Here is a 24723-nt window from a genome sequence, read left to right as displayed (position 1 = left end):
CTGCGGATGTCATTCATTTTGCAAAGATCTCCAGCAATCGTGGCGCTATTTTTTCCAGCGGGCGAATTTCCACCGCGGCGTCGATGGCGGCGGCGGCCTTGGGCATACCGTACACCGCGCTGCTGTGCTGATCCTGAGCGATGGTCAGGTAGCCCTGCTGGCGCATCAATTTGAGTCCCTGGGCTCCATCGCGGCCCATTCCGGTGAGCAGCACACCCACTGCATCACCGTTCCAGTAACTGGCCACACTTTCGAAGAACACATCGATCGAGGGCCGGTAGATTTCGTTGACCGGCTCGGCGGTGTAGGCCAGCGTGCCGTTTTTCAACAAGCGAATATGGTGGTTGGTGCCAGCCAGCAACACCGTGCCGCTTTGCGGCGGCTCGCCCTCCTGGGCCAGGCGTACGTTCAGGCCACTGACACTGCTGAGCCATTGCGCCATGCCGGCGGCGAACACCTGGTCCACGTGTTGCACCAGCACGATGGCCGCCGGGAAATCCCGCGGCAAGCCCTTGAGCAGCACTTCCAGCGCCGCCGGACCGCCAGCCGAGGAGCCAATGGCGACCAAGCGCTGGCGCGAGGCCGAACTGCGCAGCGGGCTGGGTGCCGGGCGTTCGCGGTTGCCCTTCTCGCCGATCAGCCAGCCAATGTTGATGATTTTACGCAGCAGCGGTGCGGCGGCTTCCTGGGCATTGCCGGCCCCCAGGGCCGGCGTGTCGACTACATCCAGCGCGCCGTACCCCATGGCCTCGAACACCCGATGCACATTCTGCTGGCGATCGACCGTGACGATGACGATGGCGCACGGCGTATCCGCCATGATCCGGCGGGTCGCCTCGACCCCGTCCATGACCGGCATGATCAGGTCCATGAGGATCAGGTCCGGCGTCAGTTCGGCGCAACGCTGCACCGCCTCCTTGCCATTGCTGGCCACCCACACCACCTGGTGCGCCGGCTCGAACGCCAGGGCCCGGCGCAGCGCTTCCACAGCCATCGGCATATCGTTGACGATTGCGATCTTCATGCCCGCGCTCCTCCTATGAGCTCTACCACTGCGTCGAGCAGCGCATCGTCATGAAAGCTGGCTTTGGCTAGATAATAGTCGGCTCCAGCGTCCAGTCCACGGCGCCGGTCCTCTTCGCGGTCCTTGTAGGACACCACCATCACTGGCAGTGACTGCAGGCGATTGTCGCGGCGCAACAGCGAGACCAGCTCGATCCCGTCCATGCGCGGCATATCGATATCAGTAATCAACAGGTCGAAGTCCTCGGCGCGCAGGGCGTTCCAGCCGTCCATGCCGTCAACGGCGACGGCCACGTCATAACCTCGGTTGAGCAGCAGCTTGCGTTGCAACTCACGCACCGTCAGCGAGTCATCGACCACCAGGATCCGCTTGCGGGCCACCTGCGCGGCTTGCTGGCTGTGCCGGGCGATCCGCTCCAGGCGCCCGGTATTGAGCAGTTTATCCACCGAGCGCAGCATGTCCTCGACGTCGACGATCAGCACCACCGAACCGTCATCCAGCAAGGCCCCGGCGGAAATATCCTGGATCTTGCCCAGACGCTCATCCAGCGGCAGCACCACCAGGGTGCGCTCGCCGATAAAACGCTCGACGGCCACACCGTACACCGCATCGCGCTCACGAATCACCACCACCTTGAGGGTGGCGGCGCTGTTCTGGCTCACCGGCCGTTGCAGCAACTGGGTGGCAGCCACCAGCCCGACATGCCGGCCCTCGTGCCAGAAGTGCTGGCGCCCCTCCACCTGCACGATATCCTCTGGCGCCAGGTCGCACATGCGCTCGATGTGCGCCAGCGGGAAGGCGTAGGCCTCCTCGCCGACTTCCACCACCAGGCTACGCACCACCGACAGGGTCAGCGGCACTTCAAGGTGGAAACGACTGCCCTCGCCCGCCTTCTGCTCCAGCACCACCGCGCCGCGCAACTGGCGCACCATGTGCTGGACGGCGTCGAGGCCGACGCCACGGCCGGAGACTTCAGTAACTTTGTCGCGCAGGCTGAAGCCGGGCAGGAACAGGAACGTCAGCAGTTCCTCTTCACTCAATTGCGCCGCGGTCTCGGCCGGCGACAGTTGACGCTGGACGATGCTGCGCCGGACCCGCTCCAGGTCCACGCCGTTGCCGTCGTCGCTCAGTTCCAGCACCAGCAGGCCAGCCTGATGGGACGCCCGCAGGCGGATCAGCCCTTCGGCCGGTTTGCCGGCCAGCAAGCGCTGCTCCGGCGACTCGATGCCGTGGTCCACCGCATTGCGCAACAGGTGCGTCAGCGGTGCTTCGAGTTTTTCCAGCACGTCGCGGTCGACCTGGGTCTTTTCGCCCTCGATCTCCAGGCGCACCTGTTTGCCGAGGCTGCGGCCCAGGTCGCGGACCATCCGCGCCTGGCCGGTCAGCACGTCGGCAAACGGGCGCATGCGGCAGGCCAGCGCAGTGTCATACAGCACCTGGGCACGCTGGCTGGCTTGCCAGGCAAACTCGTCCAGCTCTGCCGTTTGCTCCGCCAGCAATTGCTGAGACTCGGCCAGCAGCCGCCGCGCATCCTCCAGGGCCTCCTCGACTTCCAGGCTCAGGCTCTGCTCCTTGAGCTGGGCATTGAGGTTTTCCAGGGCACGCAGGCCGTTACTCTGCATACGCTTGAGGCGCTGCAGGGTCGCCAGATAGGGTTTCAAACGCTGGGTCTCGACCAGCGATTTACTCGACAGGTCGAGCAGGCTGTTCAGGCGCTCGGCAGTCACCCGTAGCACCCGCTCGCCGCCCTCGGTGACCCGTTTGGCAGGCTTGGCGAGTTCCGCCAGCAGAGGCTCCGGCTCCGACAGTTCGAAGCGCACGGCCGGCGGTTCGAGTTGCAATTCGGCCATCGGCAGCTCCGGCGCCAGCGGTGGCAGGCTCACCGGTGTCGGTGCCGACGCGGGATCGAGCAACTGCCCCATCAACGCCACATAGGCGTAGATATCACTGGGCCCGACCTCGTTGCCAGGCGTGGCGATGCGCATCAGCAGGTCGGTGCCTTGCAGCAACGCGTCAATGTGCTCGGGGCGCAGCAGAAGCCGGCCTTCCTGGGCACTGACCAGGCAATCCTCCATCACATGGGACACTTCGACCCCGGCATCGACGCCAACAATCCGCGCCGCGCCCTTGAGCGAGTGGGCGGCGCGCATGCAGGCTTCCAGGTGATCGGCCTGGGTCGGATCACGCTCCAGCGCCAGCAACCCGGCGCTGAGTACTTGGGTCTGGGCCTCGGCCTCCAGGCTGAACAACTCCAGCAGCGACGCGTCGCGCATTTGCTCGGGGGTCATGTGAGGCTCCGGGTCACGGCGGACAGCAACTGCTCTTCATCCAGCCAACGCAAACTGCGACCGTTAAATGGCAATACGCCTCGGGTGTACTTCGCGCTGGCCTGCTGGCCCGAGCGCGAGGCTGCGTCGAGCAGCCGTTGATCAATCGCATGGATCCCATCGACCTCGTCCACCGGTACCACCACCGGACCGCCGTGGGCGGCAATGATCAACATGCGCGGCATGACCCGCGCACCGGACGCGGTCGCCGTCGAGGCCTCCAGCCCCAGCAACTCCACCAGCGACAGGCAGGCCACCAGTGCGCCGCGCACATTGGCCACCCCCATCAGCGCCCGCGAGCGCTGGTGGGGCAAGGAATGCACCGGCTGCAAAGGCGCCACTTCCACCAGGCTGCGGGTGCTCAGCGCCAGCCACTCTTCGCCCAGGCGAAACATCAGCAATGAACGGGTGGCGACCTGTACCTCGACCGTCGCCGAGCCATGGGCCTGGTCGTCCTGCTGCAGCGCATAGCGGTCCAGCAAGCGGGTAGCCGCGGCCGAGTAGACCGCGCAGTTGCGGCAATGAATATGCTCGGCCAGCAACCCACAGGACTTGTCACCGTGGACGCCGATGCGGTTCCAGCAGTCGTCGATGGCCTGGGCATCGGCGTGGGTTACGTTCAACGAAACTGAACCGGTCATCGTTTGCGCTCACTGTCAGCGGTACGTTCGTTGCGCGCCGCGCGCTCCTGCAAGCGTCGGCTCCCAGCCACATCGCCCTGGGACGCGAGCAACGCGGCCAGGTGCATCAGGGCTTCGGGGTGTTGCGGCTCCAGGTACAACGCCTTGCGATAAAACCCCTGGGCTTCCAGCACGCTGCCAGCCACATCACTGAGCAGGCCTAACCAGTAGAACACTTGCGCCACCGGGCCGTGGCTGCGCAGGTACGCCTCACAGGCGGCACGCGCTTGCGGGCTTTTGCCTTCGTTGGCCAGGGTCGCAATGTGTGCCAGCAGCACCGCCGCATCGCCAGCGTCTGGCTGCTCGGCCCGCGGCGACACTGGGCGGGCTACGCTTGCAAAGGGTCGACTGCGCACTGGCGGCGCAGGCGCGCGGCGCACCGGCAAGCTCACTGGCAGCGCTGGCGCAATGTAGGCCGGCAGTGGCTGGGGTTCAGGCTCGCTGTGGCGGCTGAAGGCGAACGACTGGGGAATGCCGATCGAGCGCATGCCCAGGCGCCCCAGCAGACTGCCTTCGGCCGGGCCGATGAACAGCACGCCATCGACGTGGGTCAGGCGCTTGAGCACTTCAAAGACCTGGGTCTGTGTCGGCAGGTCAAAGTAGATCAGCAAGTTGCGGCAAAACACGAAGTCATAGGCCGGTTCATTGGCCAGCAAGCTTGGGTCCAGTAGGTTGCCGACCTGCAAACGCACTTGTTCGCGAACCCGCTCGCTGAGGCGATAACCGTCGTCTTCAGCGCTGAAATGCCGCTCGCGAAAATCGCCCTGCTCTCCGCGAAAGGAGTTCTTGCCATAGCACGCCCGCTTGGCCCGCTCCACCGACAACGGGCTGACGTCCAGGCCGTCGACCTTGAACTGATGAGGTGCCAACCCGGCATCGAGCAAGGCCATGGCAATCGAATAGGGCTCCTCGCCGGTGGAGCACGGCAGGCTGAGGATGCGCAGAGCCCGCATGTTATTGAGCTCGCCCAGGCGCTTGCTGGCCAGCCTGGCCAGGGTGGCAAAGGATTCCGGATACCGGAAAAACCAGGTCTCGGGCACGATCACCGCTTCGATCAGCGCTTGCTGTTCGTCTCGCGAACCCAGCAAGCGTTGCCAGTATTGATCGGCCGTTTGCACCTGCTGCGCGGTCGTGCGCTGGCGTACCGCGCGCTCGATGATCGCCGGCCCGACGGAGGTCACGTCCAGGCCGATGCGTTCTTTGAGGAAGTCGAAAAAGCGCTGGTCGCTGCTCATGCTCGATCCTCAAGCATTGACAGGTCCAAGGGTGGCGACGGAAACAGCAGGGCCTGCACCTGGGCATCCAGCAGGTCCGCGACCCGCACCCATTGCAGCAGTCCCTGGGCATCTTCGCGCACGGGCCCCAGGTACGGCGCCTGGCGATTGTCCAGGCCGTAGGGTTGAAACTCCGTCGGATTGCAGCGCAAGGTGTCGGTGGCCTGCTCGAGAATCAATCCCAGCAACTGCGCTGGCAGCGTGGCATCGGGTCGATAGTGCACCAGCACCAGGCGGGTGCTGGTGCGTGCTTCGGCAGCCAGGCCGAAGGTCAGCGCGCCGACATCGATCACCGGCACCACCGTCCCGCGGTAGCCGAACACCCCGGCGACCCAATGCGGCGCCTGGGCAATCGGCTTGAGCGGCAGGCGTGGCAGCACCTCCGCCACCTCGACGGCCTGCAAGGCATAACGCTCGCCACCGATGCGAAACACCAGGAACAGCGCTTGTTTCGGGGCCACACCCGCGCCCCGCTTGACCACGAGCTCGCTCATCAGACTTTGAATCGCGAGACGCCGCTGCGCAGCCCGACGGCCACCTGGCTCAATTCGTCGATGGCGAAACTGGCCTGGCGCAGCGACTCGACGGTCTGGCTGCTGGCATCGCCCAACTGCACCAGCGCGTGGTTGATCTGTTCGGCGCCGGTGGCCTGGGCCTGCATGCCTTCGTTGACCATCAGCACCCGCGGCGCCAGCGCCTGGACCTGATGGATGATCTGCGACAGTTGTTCGCCGACCTGCTGCACCTCGGACATGCCGCGGCGCACTTCTTCGGAGAACTTGTCCATGCCCATCACACCGGCCGAGACCGCCGACTGGATCTCACGGACCATCTGCTCGATGTCATAGGTGGCAACGGCCGTCTGGTCGGCCAGGCGCCGCACTTCGGTGGCGACCACGGCAAAACCGCGACCGTACTCACCGGCCTTTTCCGCCTCGATGGCGGCGTTCAGCGACAGCAGGTTGGTCTGGTCGGCGACCTTGACGATGGTCACCACCACCTGGTTGATGTTGCCGGCCTTCTCATTGAGGATCGCCAGCTTGGCATTGACCAGGTCGGCCGCGCCCATCACCGAGTGCATGGTGTCTTCCATGCGTGCCAGGCCCTGTTGACCGGAGCCGGCCAGTACCGAAGCCTGATCGGCAGCGGTGGAAACCTCGGTCATGGTGCGTACCAGGTCGCGGGAGGTCGCCGCGATTTCCCGCGAGGTCGCCCCGATTTCCGTGGTGGTCGCCGCAGTTTCGGTGGCCGTGGCCTGCTGTTGCTTGGAGGTGGCGGCGATCTCGGTCACCGAGGTGGTGACCTGTACCGAAGAACGCTGGGCCTGGGACACCAGCGCGGTGAGCTCGGTCATCATGTCGTTGAAGCCGCTTTCCACGGCGCCGAACTCATCCTTGCGGTCGAGGTTGAGGCGATTGCTCAAGTCCCCGGTGCGCATGATTTCGAGGATCTTCACGATGCGGTTCATCGGCGCCATGATCGCGCGCATCAGCAGCAGGCCGCAGAGCGCCGCCGCCAGCACCGCCACCAACAACGACACGCCCATGCTGATTTTCGCCGCGACGACGGCGTCGTCGATGGCGGTGGTCGCGTGGTCGGCAACCGCCTTGTTCTCGCGGATGACATCATTGAGCTTCAGGCGGCCGGCAACCCAGGCTGGCGTCAACTGCTCGTTGAACAGCTTGATTGCCTCTTGCTCCTGGTGGTTCTTATGCAGCTCAAGGACGGTGGCCAGAATCCGCTTGAAATCCTGATGCGCTTTCTCGAAGGCATCGAACTCGGTGCGGTCCTCGACACCATGAATAGTCGCGGCGTAGTTGGCCATTTGTTCTTCGAGACGCTGCTCGAAGGCCTTGAAATCGGCGAGGTCTTGCTCATTGACCCCCTGCCCTTCCTCCAGGCCGAGCATTTTCTGGATCTTGAGGTAGCTGTCGACCCAGGCACTGCGAATCATCGAGCTGTAGTAGACCCCAGGCACGGCATCGTCGCGAACGCTGTTCTCGCTGGCTTCGATCTTCAGCAGACGTGAATAAGAGACGACCACCATCAACAGCATGATGGCGATAATCACCGCAAAGCTCGCCAAAATGCGTTGGCGCAACGTCCAGTTCTTCACAGTCAGTCCTCGGGGCCATTCAAATGGTGGGGAGTATAGCCGAGGGCGCGCTGGGTTTAAGCAGCGGTTGCGCACTGCGTCTCATCCCGAGCGAAAAGTCTGGATCCGCTCTGGGACGGCTACTTTCCGTCAGATAGGTTGGGGGCCGCCAGTGATATTTGTGTAGAAACAGACGGTGGATTGGCCATTGCGGGCGAGCCGGCGAGGCTGCGTTCGAGGACGCAGTCCTCGCCGTGTTTCACTTGGCGATGGCTCACCTGCGACACTCAGAGACGCACCTGCCGCTCCAGCTCGGCCTTCAATCCTGGCTCCAACTTGAGCTGGCGGGCCAGTTCGTCGAGGTAGGACTTCTCCATGAAGTTCTCCTCGTCCACCAACATCACGCTGGCGATGTACATCTCGGCGGCCATTTCCGGGGTGCTGGCGGCGCGGGCGACGTCGGTCGGGTCCAGTGGTTTGTTGAGTTCGGCGTGCAGCCAGTGCTGCAGTTCCTGGTCGTTGTCCAGCTTGCGGAACTCGCCCTCGATCAGCTCACGCTCGCGCGCGTCGACATGCCCATCGGCCTTGGCAGCAGCCACCAGGGCCTTGAGGATGGCCTGGCTGTGCTGCTCGACCTGCGCCGGCGGCAGGCGATCGAGGGTTTGCGGCTCGGTCTGCGGCGCCGTGCCCTGCTGGGCCTGCCAGTTGCCGTAGGCCTTGTAGGCAATCACGCCGAGTGCCGCGAGGCCGCCATAGACCGCCACCTTGCCGCCGACTTTGCGCGCCTTCTTGTTACCCAGCAGCAGACCCATCGCGCCGGCGGCCAAGGCCCCGCCGCCAGCACCGGAGAGCAGGCTGCCCAGCCCGCCGCCAGCTGCTTTGTTCTGGGTTCCACCGGCCTTGTTCTGCAACAGGTCCTGGCCGGACTTGAGTAACTGATCGAGCAAACCACGGGTAATCATGTATCGCCTCCAGAAAATCACGTTTAACCCATAAATAAGGCCACCAGCCTAGATCTAAAGTGCCCGAGGCCCGTCAGCGAGAGTGCTTCCAGATGTTGCCCAGCCCTTGCGGCCGCCTTGCTAGCTGGGCTAGGGCATCGATAAAAAAGATATACACTGGGAAAAATCTATAAAAACCGCCCACCGGGTACTTTTCCCATGATGACCCTGCGTCAGATCCGTCACTTCATCGCCGTCGCCGAAACCGGCTCGATCTCGGCCGCCGCACAAGCGGTGTATATCTCCCAGTCCACCTTGACCCTGGCCATCCAGCAACTGGAGCAGGAGATTGGGGTCAACCTGTTCAACCGCCACGCCAAGGGCATGACCCTGACCCATCAGGGACACCAGTTCCTGCGCCAGGCGCATTTGATCCTGGCCACTGTGGACAATGCCAAACGCAGCCTGCAGCAGAGCACCGACCAGGTGGCCGGGCAGTTGACCATTGGAGTCACCAGCCTGGTCGCGGGCTACTACCTGGCCGACCTGCTGACCCGCTTTCAACGGGCCTACCCCAATGTCGAACTCCGGGTCATGGAAGATGAGCGCCCGTACATCGAGCACTTGCTGGTCAGTGGCGAAATCGATGTCGGGGTGCTGATCCTGTCCAACCTCGAGGATCGTCACGCCCTGCAAACCGAGGTACTGACTCACTCGCCCCACCGCTTGTGGCTACCGGCCCAGCACCCGCTGCTGGAGCACGACAGCATCAACCTGGCGGATGTCGCCCGCGAGCCACTGATCCAACTCAACGTCGACGAGATGGACCGCAACGCCCAGCGCATGTGGCGAGCCGCCTCGCTGCAGCCACGCATCACCCTGCGCACCGCCTCCACCGAGGCCGTGCGCAGCCTGGTGGCAGCGGGCCTGGGGGTGTCGATCCAGCCCGACATGACTTACCGCCCATGGTCCCTGGAAGGCGACATCATCGAAGCCCGGCCCATCGCCGACCTCAGCCAGACCCTCGATGTCGGCCTGGCCTGGCGCCGCGGCACCGCCCGCCCGGCACTGGTCGACCCCTTCCTGACGGTGGCCCGCGAACAGCCACCCGGCGGGCGCAAGCCATCTATTTAATCGAACGCTGCATTCAGTATTTAGTATTTGTCGTCCTCAAGCCCCGCCACTAGTCTTTGTACATCTATAAGACGGTCGGGGCCCCAGTCACAGGGAGCACCATGGCCACACAACAAAAGAGAACCCGAAAAATGCCCGCCGCGCAGACCCCTTTGTTCACCGCATTGCTGATCGATGGTGAATTGGTAGCCGGCCAGGGCTTTGTCGAGCCGATTCTCAACCCGGCCACCGGCGAAGTGCTGACCCACATTGCCGAAGCCAGCACCGAACAGGTCGAAGCCGCGATCCTCGCCGCCCACCGGGCCTTTGCCGGTTGGTCGCGGACCACCCCGCAACAGCGCTCGAACATCCTGCTGGAAATCGCCAACGCCATCGAAAAGTACGCTGACCTGCTGGCCCGCCTGGAATCGTTGAACTGCGGCAAGCCATTGCACCTGGCGCGCCAGGATGACCTCAGTGCGACGGTCGATGTGTTCCGCTTCTTCGCTGGCGCCGTGCGCTGCCAGACCGGCCAGCTCAGCGGTGAATACCTGCCGGGCTACACCAGCATGGTGCGCCGCGACCCGATTGGCGTGGTGGCCTCGATTGCGCCGTGGAACTACCCGATCATGATGGCCGCCTGGAAAATCGCCCCGGCCCTCGCCGCCGGCAATACCCTGGTGTTCAAGCCCTCCGAACATACCCCGCTGTCGATCCTGGCCCTGGCGCCAGCGCTGGCCGAGATTCTGCCGCGCGGGGTGATCAACATCATCTGCGGGGGCGGTGAAGGGGTCGGCAGCCACCTGGTCAGCCATCCCAAAGTACGCATGGTCTCGCTCACTGGCGACATCGTCACCGGGCAGAAAATCCTCCAGGCCGCCGCCAAGACCCTCAAGCGCACCCACCTGGAACTGGGCGGCAAGGCACCGGTGATCGTCTGCAACGATGCCGACCTGCAAGCCGTAGTCGCCGGCGTGCGCAGCTACGGTTACTACAACGCCGGGCAGGACTGCACCGCGGCCTGCCGCATCTATGCCCAGGCGGGGATACACGACAAGCTGGTGGCGGAACTGGGCGCAGCGGTCAGCAGCCTGCGGTTTGCCGGCAAGCGTGACGCCGACAACGAGATCGGCCCTCTGATCAGCACCCGCCAGCGCGACCGCGTGGCCAGCTTTGTCGAACGCGCCCTCGGCCAGCCGCACATCGAACGGGTGACCGGCGCGGCAGTGCATTCCGGCGCCGGTTTCTATTACCAGCCAACCCTGCTCGCCGGTTGCAAGCAAAGCGATGAAATCGTCCAGCGCGAAGTGTTCGGCCCGGTGGTCACCGTGACCCGCTTCGACGAGCTGGAGCAAGCGGTGGATTGGGCCAACGACTCGGAATATGGCCTGGCGTCGTCGGTCTGGACGCAAAACCTGGACAAGGCGATGCAGGTCGCGGCGCGCTTGCAGTACGGCTGCACCTGGATCAACAGCCACTTCATGCTGGTCAGTGAAATGCCCCACGGCGGTTTGAAACGCTCCGGCTACGGCAAGGACCTGTCCAGCGACTCGCTGCAGGACTACAGCGTGGTGCGGCACATCATGGCCCGTCACGGCAATGACCTGAAATAACGCTACTAAGCTAATAACAAGCCGAAAAGGCCAGCTGCATCACGTTCAACACTGCCCCGACCATAATTTAAAGAAGAGGGAAACCCCATGTTCGTGCACAAGACCGCATTGCTCAGTGCAATCACCACCGCGCTGCTGGCCAGTGCCAGCCTCCAGGCCGCCGAACCGCTGAAAGCCGTTGGTGCCGGCGAGGGCCAACTGGACATCGTGGCCTGGCCTGGCTACATCGAACGGGGTGAAAGCGACAAGGCCTACGACTGGGTGACCGGTTTCGAGAAGGAGACCGGCTGCAAGGTCAACGTCAAGACCGCCGCCACTTCCGATGAGATGGTCAGCCTGATGGCCAAAGGCGGCTACGACCTGGTGACTGCCTCTGGCGACGCCTCGCTGCGGTTGATCGTCGGCAAGCGTGTGCAGCCGATCAATACCGCGCTGATCCCTAACTGGAAAAACCTCGACCCGCGCCTCAAGGATGCCCCTTGGTACGTGGTCAACCAGCAGACATACGGCACCCCCTATCAATGGGGCCCGAACGTGCTGATGTACAACACCAACGTGTTCAAGACGGCCCCCACCAGCTGGAACGTGGTGTTCGATGCGCAGAACCTGCCAGACGGCAAGCCCAACAAAGGCCGCGTGCAGGCCTATGACGGCCCGATCTACATCGCCGACGCGGCGCTGTACCTGAAAAGCACCAAGCCGGAACTGGGCATCCAGAGCCCCTACGAGCTGACCGAAGCACAGTACAAGGCCGTGCTCGACCTGCTGCGCGCCCAGCAGCCGCTGATCCACCGCTACTGGCACGACACCACCGTGCAAATGAGTGACTTCAAGAACGAAGGGGTAGTGGCCTCCAGCGCCTGGCCCTATCAGGTCAACGGCCTGATGAACGAGAAACAGCCCATCGCCTCGACTATCCCGAAAGAAGGCGCCACCGGCTGGGCCGACACCACCATGCTGCACGCCGAGGCCAAGCACCCGAACTGCGCCTACAAGTGGATGGACTGGTCGCTGCAACCCAAGGTCCAGGGCGATGTCGCGGCCTGGTTCGGCTCCTTGCCAGCGGTCCCGGCGGCTTGCCAGGGCAGCGAACTGCTGGGCGCCGAAGGCTGCAAGACCAACGGTTTCGACCAGTTCGAGAAGATCGCCTTCTGGAAAACCCCGCAGGCTGAAGGCGGCAAGTTCGTGCCGTACAGCCGCTGGACCCAGGACTACATCGCGATCATGGGCGGCCGCTAAAAGTCATTCCGGGAGCTGCTGCGCGTCGATTATCCGCGCCCGGGCAGTGCTCGCCTCCTCACGTACTGACGTACGCTGCGGGGGCTGTGCGCTGGCCGGACACGACTAATCGCTGCTCGCGACGCTCCCTGAACGACTTTTCCAGCTCCATCGCTTTGCCAAAAGCAGAATTGATTTTCGATTGATAGATTTTTCAGAAGTCCAGGCAGGGCCGCTGCGACGGCCCGCGCCTTTTTGGAGCACCGCACCATGACGCTTGCAGTCCAGTTCACCAACGTTTCCCGTCTATTCGGCGAAGTGAAAGCCGTAGACCGGGTTTCCATCGACATCCAGGACGGCGAGTTCTTTTCCATGCTCGGCCCTTCCGGCTCGGGCAAAACCACCTGCCTGCGGCTGATCGCCGGCTTCGAACAGCCGAGCGCGGGGTCGATCCGCATCCACGGCGAAGAAGCCGCCGGCCTGCCGCCCTATCAGCGTGACGTCAACACCGTCTTCCAGGATTACGCCCTGTTCCCCCACATGAATGTCCGCGACAACGTCGCCTACGGCCTGAAGGTCAAGGGCGTGGGCAAGAAGGAACGCCTGGAGCGTGCCGAAGAATCCCTCGCCATGGTGGCCCTGGGCGGCTACGGCGAGCGCAAGCCGGTGCAATTGTCCGGCGGCCAGCGCCAGCGTGTGGCCCTGGCTCGCGCTCTGGTCAATCGCCCACGGGTGCTGTTGCTCGACGAACCCCTGGGGGCGCTGGACCTGAAGCTGCGTGAGCAAATGCAGAGCGAGCTGAAGAAACTGCAGCGCCAGCTCGGCATCACCTTCATTTTCGTCACCCACGACCAGACCGAAGCCCTGTCGATGTCCGACCGCGTGGCGGTGTTCAACAAGGGCCGCATCGAGCAGGTCGACACCCCGCGCAACCTGTACATGAAACCGGCCACCACCTTCGTCGCCGAATTCGTCGGCACCTCCAACGTGATCCGTGGCGACCTGGCGCAACAACTGAGCGGCAACCCGCAGCCCTTCTCGATTCGTCCGGAACACGTGCGTTTCGCCGAAGGCCCGCTGGCCAGCCATGAGATCGAAGTCAGCGGCCTGCTGCACGACATCCAGTACCAGGGCAGCGCCACCCGTTACGAGTTGAAGCTGGAAAATGGCCAGACCCTGAACATCAGCAAGGCCAACAACCAGTGGCTGGACACCAGCGCCCAGCACCAGACCGGACAACGCATCAGCGCGCGCTGGGCCCGCGAGGCGATGACCCCGCTGCACGACACCGTCACGAGCGGGGTGTGAGATGAACACCGTGGCCATGACACAAACGCCTTCGGGGGGCTCGCCGCTGCGCCGGTTCTCCAACCTGCTGTATCGCCGCCCCAATCTGTACCTGTCGATGTTGCTGGTGCCGCCGCTGATCTGGTTCGGCGCGATCTATCTCGGCTCGCTCCTGACCCTGTTGTGGCAGGGCTTCTACACCTTTGACGACTTCACCATGGCGGTCACCCCCGACCTGACCCTGGGCAACTTCGCCGCGCTGTTCCAGCCGTCGAACTTCGACATCATCCTGCGCACCCTGAGCATGGCCATCGTGGTCTCGATCGCCAGCGCCATCGTGGCGTTTCCGATTGCCTACTACATGGCGCGCTACACCACCGGCAAGACCAAGGCGTTCTTCTACATTGCGGTGATGATGCCGATGTGGGCCAGCTACATCGTCAAGGCCTACGCCTGGACCTTGCTGCTGGCCAAAGGCGGCGTCGCACAGTGGTTCGTCCAGCACCTGGGGCTGGAGCCGGTGCTGCAATTCGTGCTGGGGATTCCCGGGATCGGTGGCAGCACCCTGTCCACCTCGCACCTGGGCCGCTTCATGGTGTTCGTGTACATCTGGCTGCCGTTCATGATCCTGCCGATCCAGGCTTCGCTGGAGCGCCTGCCACCGTCCCTGCTGCAAGCCTCCGCCGACCTCGGGGCCAAGCCACGCCAGACCTTCATGCAGGTGATCCTGCCGCTGTCGATCCCGGGCATCGCCGCCGGTTCGATCTTCACTTTCTCCCTGACCCTGGGCGATTTCATCGTGCCGCAACTGGTGGGCCCGCCGGGCTACTTCGTCGGCAGCATGGTCTACGCCCAGCAAGGCGCGATCGGCAACATGCCGATGGCCGCGGCTTTCACCCTGGTGCCGATCGTGCTGATCGCCATCTACCTATCCATCGTCAAACGCCTGGGGGCCTTCGATGCACTCTGAGAAAGCTTCTTTAGGTCTGCGCATCGCGGCCTGGGGCGGGTTGGTGTTCCTGCACTTCCCGATCCTGATCATCTTCCTGTACGCCTTCAACACCGAAGACGCAGCGTTCAGTTTTCCGCCCAAGGGTTTCACCCTGAAGTGGATCGGCGTTGCGTTCTCGCGACCTGACGTCCTGGAAGCCATCAAGCTGTCGGCCCAGATCGCCGCCATCGCGACCCTGATTGCCATGGTCCTCGGCACCCTCGCCTCGGCGGCGCTGTACCGGCGCGACTTCTTCGGCAAGCAAGGCATCTCGTTGATGCTGATCCTGCCGATTGCCCTGCCGGGGATCATCACCGGGATTGCCTTGTTGGCGACTTTCAAATCCCTGGGCATCGAGCCAGGTATGTTCACCATCATCGTCGGTCACGCGACCTTCTGTGTGGTGATCGTCTACAACAACGTCATCGCCCGCCTGCGCCGCACCTCCCACAGCCTGATCGAGGCCTCGATGGACCTGGGCGCCGATGGCTGGCAGACCTTCCGCTACATCATCCTGCCGAACCTCGGCTCGGCGTTGCTGGCCGGCGGCATGCTGGCGTTTGCCCTGTCGTTCGACGAAATCATCGTCACCACCTTCACCGCCGGCCATGAACGCACCTTGCCGCTGTGGCTGCTCAATCAACTGAGCCGCCCACGGGACGTGCCTGTGACCAACGTGGTGGCGATGCTGGTGATGATCGTGACCATGCTGCCGATTCTCGGTGCCTACTACCTGACACGCGGCGGTGAAAGCGTGGCCGGTAGCGGCGGTAAATAAACGGATAACTGGAGGAACAGGGCCACTGTGGGAGCGGGCTTGCCCGCGATTGCGTTGGGTCAATCATCATCAATGTTGGATGCGATGACCTCATCGCGGGCAAGCCCGCTCCCACCTGGGTTCCGGTTTCAGCAGAAAAATAAAAGCGCCAAAGAGGACATGAACATGCAAACCAAACTGCTGATCAACGGCCAACTGGTGGAGGGCGAAGGCCCGGCCCAGGCCGTCTTCAACCCGTCGCTGGGCCGTGTGCTGGTGCAGATCAACGAAGCCAGCGAAGCCCAGGTCGACGCCGCCGTACGCGCCGCCGATGCGGCCTTCGACAGTTGGTCGCAGACCCCGCCCAAGGACCGCTCGCTGCTGCTGCTCAAGCTGGCCGACGCCATCGAAGCCCACGGCGAAGAACTGGCCAAGCTGGAATCGGATAACTGCGGCAAACCGCTGAGTGCGGCGTTGAACGACGAGATCCCGGCGATTGCCGATGTGTTCCGCTTCTTCGCCGGCGCCAGCCGTTGCATGAGCGGCATGGCCGGGGGTGAATACCTGCCGGGCCACACCTCGATGATCCGCCGCGATCCAGTCGGCGTGATTGCCTCGATCGCGCCGTGGAACTACCCGCTGATGATGGTCGCCTGGAAAATCGCTCCAGCCCTGGCGGCCGGCAATACCGTGGTGCTCAAGCCGTCGGAACAGACCCCGCTGACCGCCTTGCGCCTGGCCGAGCTGGCGTCGGAGATTTTTCCGGCTGGCGTGCTCAACCTGGTGTTCGGTCGTGGGCCGACGGTGGGTAGTCCGCTGGTCACTCATCCGAAAGTGCGCATGGTGTCGCTGACCGGCTCGATCGCCACCGGCTCGAACATCATTTCCAGCACCGCTGACAGCGTCAAACGCATGCACATGGAACTGGGCGGCAAGGCGCCGGTGATCATCTTCGACGACGCCGACATCGACGCGGCCGTGGAAGGCATCCGCACCTTCGGTTTCTACAACGCCGGCCAAGACTGCACCGCTGCCTGCCGCATCTATGCCCAGGCCGGTATCTACGAGCAGTTCGTGGAGAAACTGGGGGCCGCGGTCAGCAGCATCAAATACGGCCTGCAGGATGATCCCGCCACCGAACTGGGCCCGCTGATCACCGCCCAGCATCGCGACCGCGTCGCCGGTTTTGTCGAGCGCGCCGTGGCGCAACCGCACATTCGCTTGATCACCGGCGGCAAGGCCGTGGAAGGCGAGGGTTTCTTCTTCGAGCCAACGGTACTGGCCGACGCCCAGCAGGACGATGAAATCGTCCGACGTGAAGTGTTCGGTCCAGTGGTCTCGGTGACTCGTTTCAACGATGAGGCTCAGGTACTGGGCTGGGCCAACGATTCGGACTACGGCCTGGCGTCGTCGCTGTGGACCGCTGACGTAGGCCGCGCCCACCGTCTCGCCGCGCGTTTGCAATATGGCTGCACCTGGGTGAATACCCACTTCATGCTGGTCAGCGAAATGCCCCATGGCGGTCAGAAACTGTCCGGGTATGGCAAGGACATGTCCATGTATGGGCTCGAGGACTACACCACCGTGCGGCATGTGATGTTCAAGCACTAAACGCCTCACCAGCAGGCTCCAAACCCAAGAAGACAAAACAATAACCACCGATCCTGGCGGCGCCCCAAGGCCCCGCCACGGTTTCGGCCATCCGAAATCTGCCGATTTTCCGGAGCATCCACGCCATGAGTGCATTACCCGAACACTCTCCCGCCGTCGCTGACAGCGATGCCGAGCAGCTACGTAAACTGGGATACACCTCCAATTTCAATCGCAGCATGAGCCTGTGGGAAAACTTCGCCCTGGGCTTCACCTACCTGTCTCCGGTCGTCGGGGTCTATACCCTCTTCGGCCTGTGCCTGGCCGCCGGTGGCCCACCGATGTTCTGGGCCTACCTGCTGGTGGGCTGCGGCCAGATGCTGGTGTGCCTGATCTTCGGCGAAGTGGTCTCGCAGTTCCCGATCTCCGGCGGCGTCTACCCGTGGGCCCGACGCCTGGTGGGCAAGCGCTGGGCGTGGATGGTGGGCTGGATCTACTCCATTGCCCTGTGCGTGACCATCGCTGCCGTCGCGGTCGGCGCCGGCCCGTACCTGGCGGCCATGCTCGGTTTTGAACCGAACAACAACACCAACATCATCATTGCCCTGGTACTGACGCTGTTCGCCACCCTGGTCAACCTCAGCGGCACCAAGGTGCTGGCGCGCATTGCCATGTTCGGTTTCCTCTGTGAACTGATCGGCGCGGTCATCGTCGGTGTCTATCTGTTGCTGTTCGAGCGTCATCAACCCCTCAGCGTGCTGTTCAACACCTTCGACATCAGCGTCGATGGCTCCTACCTGCCGGCGTTCCTGACCGCCTCCCTGGCCGGGATGTTCCTGTACTACGGCTTCGAAGCCTGTGGCGATGTGGCCGAAGAAACCCCCAACCCGAGCAAGAAGATTCCGGTGGCCATGCGCATGACCATCTACATCGGCGGCATTGCCGCGATGTTTGCCTGCCTGGCCCTGATCCTGGCGGTGCCGGACATGCAAGCGGTGATCAATGGCACCGATAAAGACCCGGTCACCACCATCCTCAACAACGCATTCGGCCCGGTAGGCTCAAAGGTGGTGATGGGCGTGGTGATGATTTCCTTCATCTCCTGCGTGATCAGCCTACAAGCGGCGGCCAGCCGTCTGCTGTACTCCTACGCGCGTGACGAAATGGTCATCGGCAGCGGCCTACTCAAGCGGATTTCGCCGAACACCCAGGTTCCGGTTGCCGCCTTGTTCGTCTCCGGTATCCTGCCGGCGTTGATCATCGCCCTGGGCTTTTTCCTACAGGACGCCGTCGCCACCATCGTCAGCTTCGCTGCCATCGGGATCTACCTGGCATTCCAGATGATCGTGCTCGCGGCGCTCTACGCCCGCGCTCGCGGCTGGAAACCCAGCGGCAAGTTCACCCTCGGGGCCTGGGGCCTGCCCGTGAACATCGGCGCGCTGGTCTATGGTGTCGGGGCAATCATCAACATGGCTTGGCCACGCACGCCGGATGCGCCGTGGTACGTCAACTACGCGATGGTGCTGAGCACGGCCATCGTCATTGGCCTGGGCCTGCTCTACATGTGGCTCGGCAAACCCTATGACCATGGCACCGCCCCAGCAGGCGATGCCTGGAAAGTCAGCCGGTAACGACAACGCCCTGCCCCCTGCACGCGGGTCGGGGCGACTAAAAAACCACCAAGGATTGAACATGGATATCACCCGCCGCGACTTCCTCAACGGTGTCGCCATCAGCATTGCCGCCGGAATGACCCCGCTGCAACTGCTCCAGGCCGCCCCTGATGGCCGCTACTATCCACCCGCCCTCACCGGCCTGCGCGGCAGCCACGTCGGCTCGTTCGAACTGGCGCACCAGATGGGCTGGGAGAAAAAAGTCTTCGACACCGACCCACTGCCGATCAGCGAAGAGTACGACCTGATAGTCGTCGGCGCAGGCCTGAGCGGGTTGTCCGCCGCCTGGTTCTACCGCGAAAAACATCCCAAGGCACGCATCCTGATCCTGGAAAACCACGACGACTTCGGAGGCCACGCCAAGCGCAACGAGTTCTCCGCCGGCGGACGGATGATCCTCGGCTATGGCGGCAGTGAAGCCTTCCAGTCGCCCAGCCACCTCTACAGCAAGGAAGTGAATGGCCTGCTGAAGAAACTCGGGGTCGACATCAAGCGCTTTGAAAGTGCTTTCGATCGCCAGTTCTATCCTGGCTTGGGCCTGTCACGCGCGGTGTTCTTCGACAAGGAAAACTTCGGCGAAGACAAACTGGTGACCGGCGACCCAACCCCGATGGTGGCCGACGATATCGCCCCGGACCAGTTGCACGCCCGCAGCATTGAAGACTTCATCAACGACTTCCCACTGCCACAGGCCGACCGTGAAGCACTGATCGCGGTGCACAGCGCCCCCACGGACTACCTGGCAGGCCAATCCACCGAAGACAAAACCGCCCACCTGGAGCGCACCAGCTATCGCGACTTCCTGCTCAAGGACGTCGGCCTTTCGGAACAGGCGGTGAAGTATTTCCAGAGCCGCACCAACGACTTCATGGCCCTGAGCATCGATGCCGTGGCAGCGTATGACGCCTACAACGTCGGTTTCCCAGGCTTCTCGGCGATGAACCTGGAGCCGATCAGCGAAGAAGCCCAGGCGGAAATGGAAGAGCCCTACATCTACCACTTCCCCGACGGCAACGCCTCGCTGGCCCGCCTGCTGGTGCGCAGCCTGATCCCGGCAGTGGCCCCCGGTCACACCATGGACGATATCGTCCTGGCACCGTTCGACTACAGCAAACTCGACCAGGCGAAAACCCCGGTGCGCATTCGCCTCAACAGCACTGCAGTCAGCGTGCGCAACATCGGCAACGGGGTGAACATCGGTTACAGCCGTGGCGGACAACTGAGCCAGGTGCGTGGCAAACACTGCATCATGGCCTGCTACAACATGATGATTCCCTACTTGCTGCGCGACCTCTCGGCCGAACAATCCCACGCCCTGAGCCAGAACGTGAAATTCCCGCTGGTGTACACCAAAGTGGTGATCCGCAACTGGCAATCGTTCCAGAAACTGGGGGTCCACGAAATCTATGCCGCGACCCAGCCCTACAGCCGGATCAAGCTCGACTACCCGGTGAGCATGGGCGGCTACGATCACCCCAAGGACCCGACACAGCCAATTGGCCTGCACATGGTCTATGTGCCCACCAGCCCCAACAGCGGCATGAACGCCCGCGACCAGGCCCGTGCCGGTCGAGGTCGACTGTACGGACAGACCTTCGAGGTCCTCGAAGCCCAACTGCGCGATCAGCTGCAACGCATGCTCGGCCCGGGTGGCTTCAACCACCAGACCGACATCCTGGCCATCACCGTCAACCGCTGGTCACATGGCTACGCGTACTTCTCCAATAGCCTGTACGACGATTCCGACGAGAGTGAAAAACTGATGAACCTGGCGCGTCAGCCAGTGGGCAAGGTCAGCATCGCCAATTCCGACGCAGCCTGGAGTGCTTATGCCCATGCCGCCATCGATGAGGCGTACAGGGCGGTAGGAGAAGTGGGCTAAGGTCCAACAAGCACTGGACGGGCAAGACATCTGGTCATACTTACCGGCAGCCCCCTGGCACCTGCCCCGCTAAGGTTAACGACGACCGGCGCACGCACCGACGGTTGACTGAGGCACGAGCGAAGCCTAGGGTGTATACCTTGTTTACAGCGTATACAACCTCTACAGGAGAGCCCCATGGCTTCGCCCGTTTTGTCTTTTCGAGTCGAAGAGGTCCTGGCCCAGCAGCTGGATCAACTGGCTGCCGCGACCGATCGTGACAGGCAGTACCATCTCAAGCGTGCACTGGTTCGTTATGTGGAAGCCGAGTCCTGGCATCTGCAAGCCATCAGCGAAGGCATTGCCGATGCCGACGCTGGCAAACTGACCGAACTGGACGCCGTCAAGGCTAAGTGGGCGAACCGTGCCGAGAGTCGCACTGACCGAAAAAGCTGAAAGTGATCTGCAGGCCATTCATGAACATTACAGTGGCCTGGTCGGAGTAGCCGGCGCCGACGATGTAGTGGCCGACATCTTCGACAGGCTTGAACAACTGCAACGTTTTCCCGGCTCGGGCCGTCCGTCACAGGTACCGGATGTGCGCGAACTGGTGCTGAATCAAATACCCTTCGTCGTGCCCTATCGCCTGGCCCTGGGCCAGGTCCAGGTTCTGCGGATCCTGCATCAGCGAACCGAGCGTCACCAGCAGTGGTGACGATGCTCTCCCCTGCAACTACCAGGGGAGAGTCCTACCCCCTTCTTCAGAACCGCGACACACTGCGCATTGCATCCACCAGATAGCGCATGGCAATCCGGTCACTCTCCGAGAGCTCGCGATAACGCTCCAGCAGTTTTATTTCCTCTGAACTCAACCGGCGTGACCGCCGCGAAAAGTTCATGCCTGCAAACAAACCCAGCCAACCGATGATGCCTTGCGCTTTAGCCATGGACGATGTCCCTCTGCGTGTGATGAAACCCTGATTACTCCATCGCCCTGCTGTTGCTCCAACCTGCGCCAACCCCTGGGCAAGGGCCGGTCATGAACCTAAGAATAGAAACAAAAAATCCGTTGCGAGGTATTTTTAGAGTAATTAGTCAAAAAAATAAAAACGCTTATTTTAAACACTGCATCGGACAGACGTTGAACCCCGTCCACGACCTGACCCGCCGCAGTTTTGCGCAAAGTGCAAGGCAATCAGTTTGCGAGTTATTTCGAACCCTTTAACTTGTTTGGCATCTGTTTAAACTCCCATGCGTTTGGCCGAAGGTTTGTCCGAACCTCTATTTCTGATCCGTAACGCAGCCAGGAACGCCGCGGGATCGTCCAAGACAGGTTGTCCTATGCACCGCAGGAATTTGCTCAAGGCCTCCATGGCCATCGCCGCCTACACCGGCCTCTCGGCCACCGGACTGCTGGCCGCCCGTGCCTGGGCCGGCACGGCTGATGGTGAGGCGCAAGCCTTCGATTTCGAGGCGCTGAAGGTGCAGGCCAAACAACTGGCCAGCACCCGCTACGCCGACACCAAGCAGGTGCTGCCGCCGACATTGGCCAGCATGACGCCGCAGAACTTCAATGCCATTCAATACGACGCCAAACATTCCCTGTGGAATGAACTGAATGGCCAGCTCGACGTGCAGTTCTTCCATGTCGGCATGGGCTTCAAGCAGCCGGTGCGCATGTACAGCGTCGACCCGAAAACCCGGCAGGCGCGGGAAGTGCACTTCCGCCCGGCACTGTTCAACTACCAGAACTCCAAAGTCGATACAGCACAACTCAAGGGTGACCTGGGGTTCTCCGGGTTCAAGCTGTTCAAGGCCCCGGAACTGGACCGGCACGACGTGGTGTCGTTCCTCGGCGCCAGCTACTTCCGCGCGGTGGACAACACCGGCCAGTACGGCTTGTCGGCCCGCGGCCTGGCTATCGACACCTACGCGAAAAAACGCGAAGAATTCCCCGACTTCACCAAGTTCTGGTTCGAAACCCCGGACAAGGACAGCACTCGGTTTGTGGTCTATGCCCTGCTCGATTCACCGAGCGCCACCGGGGCCTACCGCTTCGACATCGATTGCCAGGCCAATCAGGTAGTGATGGCCGTCGATGCCCACGTCAACGCCCGCACCGCCATTGAACAATTGGGCATTGCGCCGATGACCAGCATGTTCAGTTGCGGCACCCATGAGCGGCGCATGTGCGACACCATTCACCCGCAAATCCACGACTCGGACCGCCTCGCCATGTGGCGCGGCAACGGCGAGTGGATCTGCCGTCCGCTGAACAATCCGGCGACCCTGCAGTTCAACGCCTTCGCCGACAAGGACCCGAAAGGTTTCGGCCTGGTCCAGACCGACCACGAATTTGCCAGCTATCAAGACACCGTCGACTGGTACAGCAAGCGTCCAAGTCTGTGGGTCGAACCAACCACCGCTTGGGGCGAAGGCTCCATCGACCTGCTGGAGATCCCTACCACGGGCGAAACCCTGGACAACATCGTGGCCTTCTGGACGCCGAAAAAGCCGGTGGCGGCTGGCGACTCCCTGAACTATGGCTACAAGCTCTACTGGAGCGCCCTGCCGCCCGTCGGTACGCCACTGGCACGGGTTAACGCCACCCGATCGGGCATGGGCGGGTTCACCGAAGGCTGGGCCCCGGGTGAGCATTATCCGAAGGTCTGGGCGCGGCGCTTTGCCGTCGACTTCAACGGCGGCGGTCTGGATCGCCTGCCACCGGGCACTGGCATCGAGCCGGTGGTGACCGCGTCGAACGGTGAGGTCAAGGATTTCAACGTGCTGGTGCTCGATGACATCAAGGGCTACCGGATCACCTTCGACTGGTTCCCCACCAACGACAGCGTGGAGCCGGTAGAGCTGCGTCTGTTCATCCGCACCCAGGACCGGACACTGAGCGAGACCTGGCTGTACCAGTACTTCCCGCCGGCGCCGGACAAGCGCAACTATCCGGATTGGCCTGCTGCGTAAAAGGCCATGCAATAACGTTTGAACGATCCTACAAGGGGCAGGTTGGCAAGCCTGCCCCTCCCCCCCTACAAATCGATCAATCGCGTAGATCCGACTCATGGATCGGCTGATCGCGGTGGGTTGCCCGTTGGTACTGTGACGGCCATATCGCCTTGCGTCCGCCCAGGTCGTCGTCAGCGTGCAGCGGCCAGTAAGGGTCACGCAGCAGTTCACGGGCCAGCAGGATGATGTCGGCCTGGCAGGTACGCAAAATGTGCTCGGCCTGGGCCGGTTCGGTAATCAGGCCTACCGTGCCGGTGGCGATCCCGGACTCCTTGCGTACCCGTTCGGCAAATCGCGTCTGATAACCCGGCCCGGTCGGAATCTCGGCATTCGCCGCCGTCCCACCCGAGGACACATCGATCAGGTCGACCCCCAAGGCTTTCAGGCGACGCGCCAGCTCCACGGTTTCGTCCGGATTCCAGCCGTCCTCGACCCAATCCGTGGCCGATACCCGCACGAACAACGGCAACTCCTCTGGCCACACGGCACGCACGGCTTCGGTCACTTGCAGCACCAGGCGAATGCGGTTTTCGAACGAGCCCCCATACTGGTCACGCCGCTGGTTACTCAGGGGCGAAAGAAACTGATGCAGCAGGTAACCGTGGGCTGCGTGCACCTCGACCACCTTGAAACCTGCCTCCAGGGCGCGTTTGGCGGCCTCGACAAAGGCCTGGATGACCTCGCTGATCTGCGATTCGCTCAGTTGGGTGGGCTGGCTGTGTTCCGGATCGAAGGCTATCGGCGAAGGGCCTACCGGCGTCCAGCCACCATCGGCCGGCTTGACGCTGCCGTGCTTGCCCAACCATGGCCGATGAGTGCTGGCCTTGCGTCCGGCGTGCGCCAACTGGATGCCGGCCACCGCCCCTTGGGCGGTAATGAAACGGGTGATGCGTTGCAGCGGTTCGATCTGCGCGTCGTTCCACAGGCCCAGGTCCTGGGCGGTGATGCGACCATCGGCAGTCACGGCGGTGGCTTCGGTGAACACCAGGCCAGCCCCGCCCACGGCGCGACTGCCGAGGTGCACGAGGTGCCAGTCATTGGCCAGTCCATCGACGCTGGAGTATTGGCACATCGGCGACACGGCGATGCGGTTGAGCAGGGTCAATTGACGAAGGGTATAGGGTTCAAGCAGCAGACTCATGGGGCACCTCTCGAATCAGTGGGCAGGCTCCAGGGTTCTGTTTGAATAGTCGACGAGTGACAGGAAAGGATGCAGCACCCGCCCCCGCGGGCAAAAAATGGACGATACGTCACAAGGCCA

The 24723-nt window shown here is 62.8% G+C and carries 21 protein-coding genes; 12 read left to right on the top strand and 9 right to left on the bottom strand.

Annotated elements, in window-relative coordinates:
- Positions 1–13: 13 nt before the first annotated feature.
- From PspS04_RS05095 to PspS04_RS05065, 7 genes are all read right to left on the bottom strand, one after another.
- Positions 14–1024: a chemotaxis response regulator protein-glutamate methylesterase gene (locus tag PspS04_RS05095; protein ID WP_095166705.1), complete on the bottom strand. Its 1011-nt coding sequence runs from the start codon at positions 1022–1024 to the stop codon at positions 14–16.
- Positions 1021–3312, bottom strand: coding sequence for a hybrid sensor histidine kinase/response regulator (locus tag PspS04_RS05090; RefSeq protein ID WP_159993991.1), 2292 nt, complete (start codon positions 3310–3312; stop codon positions 1021–1023). Before PspS04_RS05090 ends, PspS04_RS05095 begins: the two co-directional genes overlap by 4 nt.
- Positions 3309–3992, bottom strand: a complete 684-nt coding sequence (locus PspS04_RS05085; RefSeq protein WP_159993989.1) for a chemotaxis protein CheW — start codon at positions 3990–3992, stop codon at positions 3309–3311. The genes PspS04_RS05090 and PspS04_RS05085 overlap by 4 nt, the downstream gene beginning before the upstream one ends.
- Positions 3989–5266, bottom strand: coding sequence for a CheR family methyltransferase (locus PspS04_RS05080; RefSeq protein WP_095166699.1), 1278 nt, complete (start codon positions 5264–5266; stop codon positions 3989–3991). Before PspS04_RS05080 ends, PspS04_RS05085 begins: the two co-directional genes overlap by 4 nt.
- Positions 5263–5799 carry a chemotaxis protein CheW gene (locus PspS04_RS05075; protein WP_159993987.1) on the bottom strand — a complete coding sequence of 179 codons (537 nt, stop codon included), beginning with the start codon at positions 5797–5799 and terminating at the stop codon, positions 5263–5265. Before PspS04_RS05075 ends, PspS04_RS05080 begins: the two co-directional genes overlap by 4 nt.
- Positions 5799–7361: a methyl-accepting chemotaxis protein gene (locus tag PspS04_RS05070; RefSeq protein WP_413787325.1), complete on the bottom strand. Its 1563-nt coding sequence runs from the start codon at positions 7359–7361 to the stop codon at positions 5799–5801. The genes PspS04_RS05075 and PspS04_RS05070 overlap by 1 nt, the downstream gene beginning before the upstream one ends.
- A 326-nt stretch (positions 7362–7687) precedes the next feature.
- Positions 7688–8362: a tellurite resistance TerB family protein gene (locus tag PspS04_RS05065; protein ID WP_159993983.1), complete on the bottom strand. Its 675-nt coding sequence runs from the start codon at positions 8360–8362 to the stop codon at positions 7688–7690.
- Positions 8363–8560: 198 nt separating this feature from the next.
- On the opposite strand from PspS04_RS05065, the gene PspS04_RS05060 reads away from it, so the two are divergent.
- The 11 genes from PspS04_RS05060 to PspS04_RS05010 all read left to right on the top strand — a co-directional run bounded on the left by PspS04_RS05060 (position 8561) and on the right by PspS04_RS05010 (position 21159).
- Positions 8561–9475: a LysR family transcriptional regulator gene (locus PspS04_RS05060; RefSeq protein ID WP_095166691.1), complete on the top strand. Its 915-nt coding sequence runs from the start codon at positions 8561–8563 to the stop codon at positions 9473–9475.
- A 101-nt stretch (positions 9476–9576) separates the two neighbouring features.
- Positions 9577–11067 (top strand): gamma-aminobutyraldehyde dehydrogenase, encoded by a 1491-nt coding sequence (locus tag PspS04_RS05055; RefSeq protein WP_159993981.1) that lies wholly within the window; start codon positions 9577–9579, stop codon positions 11065–11067.
- A gap of 87 nt (positions 11068–11154) precedes the next feature.
- Entirely contained in the window at positions 11155–12306 is a 1152-nt protein-coding gene (ydcS, locus tag PspS04_RS05050; protein WP_095166687.1) for a putative ABC transporter substrate-binding protein YdcS, read from the top strand.
- Positions 12307–12555: 249 nt separating this feature from the next.
- Positions 12556–13593: an ABC transporter ATP-binding protein gene (locus PspS04_RS05045; protein ID WP_095166685.1), complete on the top strand. Its 1038-nt coding sequence runs from the start codon at positions 12556–12558 to the stop codon at positions 13591–13593.
- 1 nt (position 13594) lies between these two features.
- Entirely contained in the window at positions 13595–14542 is a 948-nt protein-coding gene (locus tag PspS04_RS05040; RefSeq protein WP_159993979.1) for an ABC transporter permease, read from the top strand.
- The gene (locus PspS04_RS05035; protein ID WP_095166681.1) at positions 14532–15341 is read left to right on the top strand and encodes an ABC transporter permease; all 810 of its coding nucleotides are present in this window, start codon (positions 14532–14534) and stop codon (positions 15339–15341) included. The genes PspS04_RS05040 and PspS04_RS05035 overlap by 11 nt, the downstream gene beginning before the upstream one ends.
- Positions 15342–15506: 165 nt before the next feature.
- Positions 15507–16931, top strand: a complete 1425-nt coding sequence (locus PspS04_RS05030; protein ID WP_095166679.1) for a gamma-aminobutyraldehyde dehydrogenase — start codon at positions 15507–15509, stop codon at positions 16929–16931.
- Between the two features lie 125 nt (positions 16932–17056).
- Positions 17057–18541: an APC family permease gene (locus PspS04_RS05025; protein ID WP_159993977.1), complete on the top strand. Its 1485-nt coding sequence runs from the start codon at positions 17057–17059 to the stop codon at positions 18539–18541.
- A gap of 61 nt (positions 18542–18602) precedes the next feature.
- The gene (locus tag PspS04_RS05020; RefSeq protein ID WP_159993975.1) at positions 18603–20465 is read left to right on the top strand and encodes an NAD(P)/FAD-dependent oxidoreductase; all 1863 of its coding nucleotides are present in this window, start codon (positions 18603–18605) and stop codon (positions 20463–20465) included.
- 177 nt (positions 20466–20642) lie between these two features.
- Positions 20643–20900, top strand: coding sequence for a CopG family ribbon-helix-helix protein (locus tag PspS04_RS05015; RefSeq protein WP_095166673.1), 258 nt, complete (start codon positions 20643–20645; stop codon positions 20898–20900).
- Positions 20869–21159: a type II toxin-antitoxin system RelE/ParE family toxin gene (locus tag PspS04_RS05010; protein ID WP_095166671.1), complete on the top strand. Its 291-nt coding sequence runs from the start codon at positions 20869–20871 to the stop codon at positions 21157–21159. The genes PspS04_RS05015 and PspS04_RS05010 overlap by 32 nt, the downstream gene beginning before the upstream one ends.
- A gap of 46 nt (positions 21160–21205) precedes the next feature.
- On the opposite strand, the gene PspS04_RS05005 is transcribed toward PspS04_RS05010, so the two are convergent.
- Positions 21206–21391 (bottom strand): hypothetical protein, encoded by a 186-nt coding sequence (locus PspS04_RS05005; protein ID WP_159993973.1) that lies wholly within the window; start codon positions 21389–21391, stop codon positions 21206–21208.
- A 394-nt stretch (positions 21392–21785) separates the two neighbouring features.
- Between PspS04_RS05005 and PspS04_RS05000 the strand changes: the two genes are divergently transcribed.
- Positions 21786–23420 carry a glucan biosynthesis protein D gene (locus PspS04_RS05000; RefSeq protein WP_095166667.1) on the top strand — a complete coding sequence of 545 codons (1635 nt, stop codon included), beginning with the start codon at positions 21786–21788 and terminating at the stop codon, positions 23418–23420.
- 76 nt (positions 23421–23496) lie between these two features.
- Here PspS04_RS05000 and PspS04_RS04995 read toward each other — a convergent pair whose 3' ends face one another.
- Entirely contained in the window at positions 23497–24603 is a 1107-nt protein-coding gene (locus PspS04_RS04995; protein ID WP_095166665.1) for an NADH:flavin oxidoreductase/NADH oxidase, read from the bottom strand.
- Positions 24604–24723 lie beyond the last annotated feature (120 nt).

This window comes from Pseudomonas sp. S04 (assembly GCF_009834545.1).
In the GTDB taxonomy this organism is placed as follows: domain Bacteria; phylum Pseudomonadota; class Gammaproteobacteria; order Pseudomonadales; family Pseudomonadaceae; genus Aquipseudomonas.
This window is presented reverse-complemented; position numbering and strand designations above follow the sequence as displayed.

Bases quoted from the DNA above. Each gene is read 5' to 3' on its own strand.
- PspS04_RS05095 (WP_095166705.1), bottom strand. From the start codon at position 1,024: ATGAAGATCGCAATCGTCAACGATATGCCGATGGCTGTGGAAGCGCTG.
- PspS04_RS05090 (WP_159993991.1), bottom strand. From the start codon at position 3,312: ATGACCCCCGAGCAAATGCGCGACGCGTCGCTGCTGGAGTTGTTCAGC.
- PspS04_RS05085 (WP_159993989.1), bottom strand. From the start codon at position 3,992: ATGACCGGTTCAGTTTCGTTGAACGTAACCCACGCCGATGCCCAGGCC.
- PspS04_RS05080 (WP_095166699.1), bottom strand. From the start codon at position 5,266: ATGAGCAGCGACCAGCGCTTTTTCGACTTCCTCAAAGAACGCATCGGC.
- PspS04_RS05075 (WP_159993987.1), bottom strand. From the start codon at position 5,799: ATGAGCGAGCTCGTGGTCAAGCGGGGCGCGGGTGTGGCCCCGAAACAA.
- PspS04_RS05070 (WP_413787325.1), bottom strand. From the start codon at position 7,361: ATGCTGTTGATGGTGGTCGTCTCTTATTCACGTCTGCTGAAGATCGAA.
- PspS04_RS05065 (WP_159993983.1), bottom strand. From the start codon at position 8,362: ATGATTACCCGTGGTTTGCTCGATCAGTTACTCAAGTCCGGCCAGGAC.
- PspS04_RS05060 (WP_095166691.1), top strand. From the start codon at position 8,561: ATGATGACCCTGCGTCAGATCCGTCACTTCATCGCCGTCGCCGAAACC.
- PspS04_RS05055 (WP_159993981.1), top strand. From the start codon at position 9,577: ATGGCCACACAACAAAAGAGAACCCGAAAAATGCCCGCCGCGCAGACC.
- ydcS (WP_095166687.1), top strand. From the start codon at position 11,155: ATGTTCGTGCACAAGACCGCATTGCTCAGTGCAATCACCACCGCGCTG.
- PspS04_RS05045 (WP_095166685.1), top strand. From the start codon at position 12,556: ATGACGCTTGCAGTCCAGTTCACCAACGTTTCCCGTCTATTCGGCGAA.
- PspS04_RS05040 (WP_159993979.1), top strand. From the start codon at position 13,595: ATGAACACCGTGGCCATGACACAAACGCCTTCGGGGGGCTCGCCGCTG.
- PspS04_RS05035 (WP_095166681.1), top strand. From the start codon at position 14,532: ATGCACTCTGAGAAAGCTTCTTTAGGTCTGCGCATCGCGGCCTGGGGC.
- PspS04_RS05030 (WP_095166679.1), top strand. From the start codon at position 15,507: ATGCAAACCAAACTGCTGATCAACGGCCAACTGGTGGAGGGCGAAGGC.
- PspS04_RS05025 (WP_159993977.1), top strand. From the start codon at position 17,057: ATGAGTGCATTACCCGAACACTCTCCCGCCGTCGCTGACAGCGATGCC.
- PspS04_RS05020 (WP_159993975.1), top strand. From the start codon at position 18,603: ATGGATATCACCCGCCGCGACTTCCTCAACGGTGTCGCCATCAGCATT.
- PspS04_RS05015 (WP_095166673.1), top strand. From the start codon at position 20,643: ATGGCTTCGCCCGTTTTGTCTTTTCGAGTCGAAGAGGTCCTGGCCCAG.
- PspS04_RS05005 (WP_159993973.1), bottom strand. From the start codon at position 21,391: ATGGCTAAAGCGCAAGGCATCATCGGTTGGCTGGGTTTGTTTGCAGGC.
- PspS04_RS05000 (WP_095166667.1), top strand. From the start codon at position 21,786: ATGCACCGCAGGAATTTGCTCAAGGCCTCCATGGCCATCGCCGCCTAC.
- PspS04_RS04995 (WP_095166665.1), bottom strand. From the start codon at position 24,603: ATGAGTCTGCTGCTTGAACCCTATACCCTTCGTCAATTGACCCTGCTC.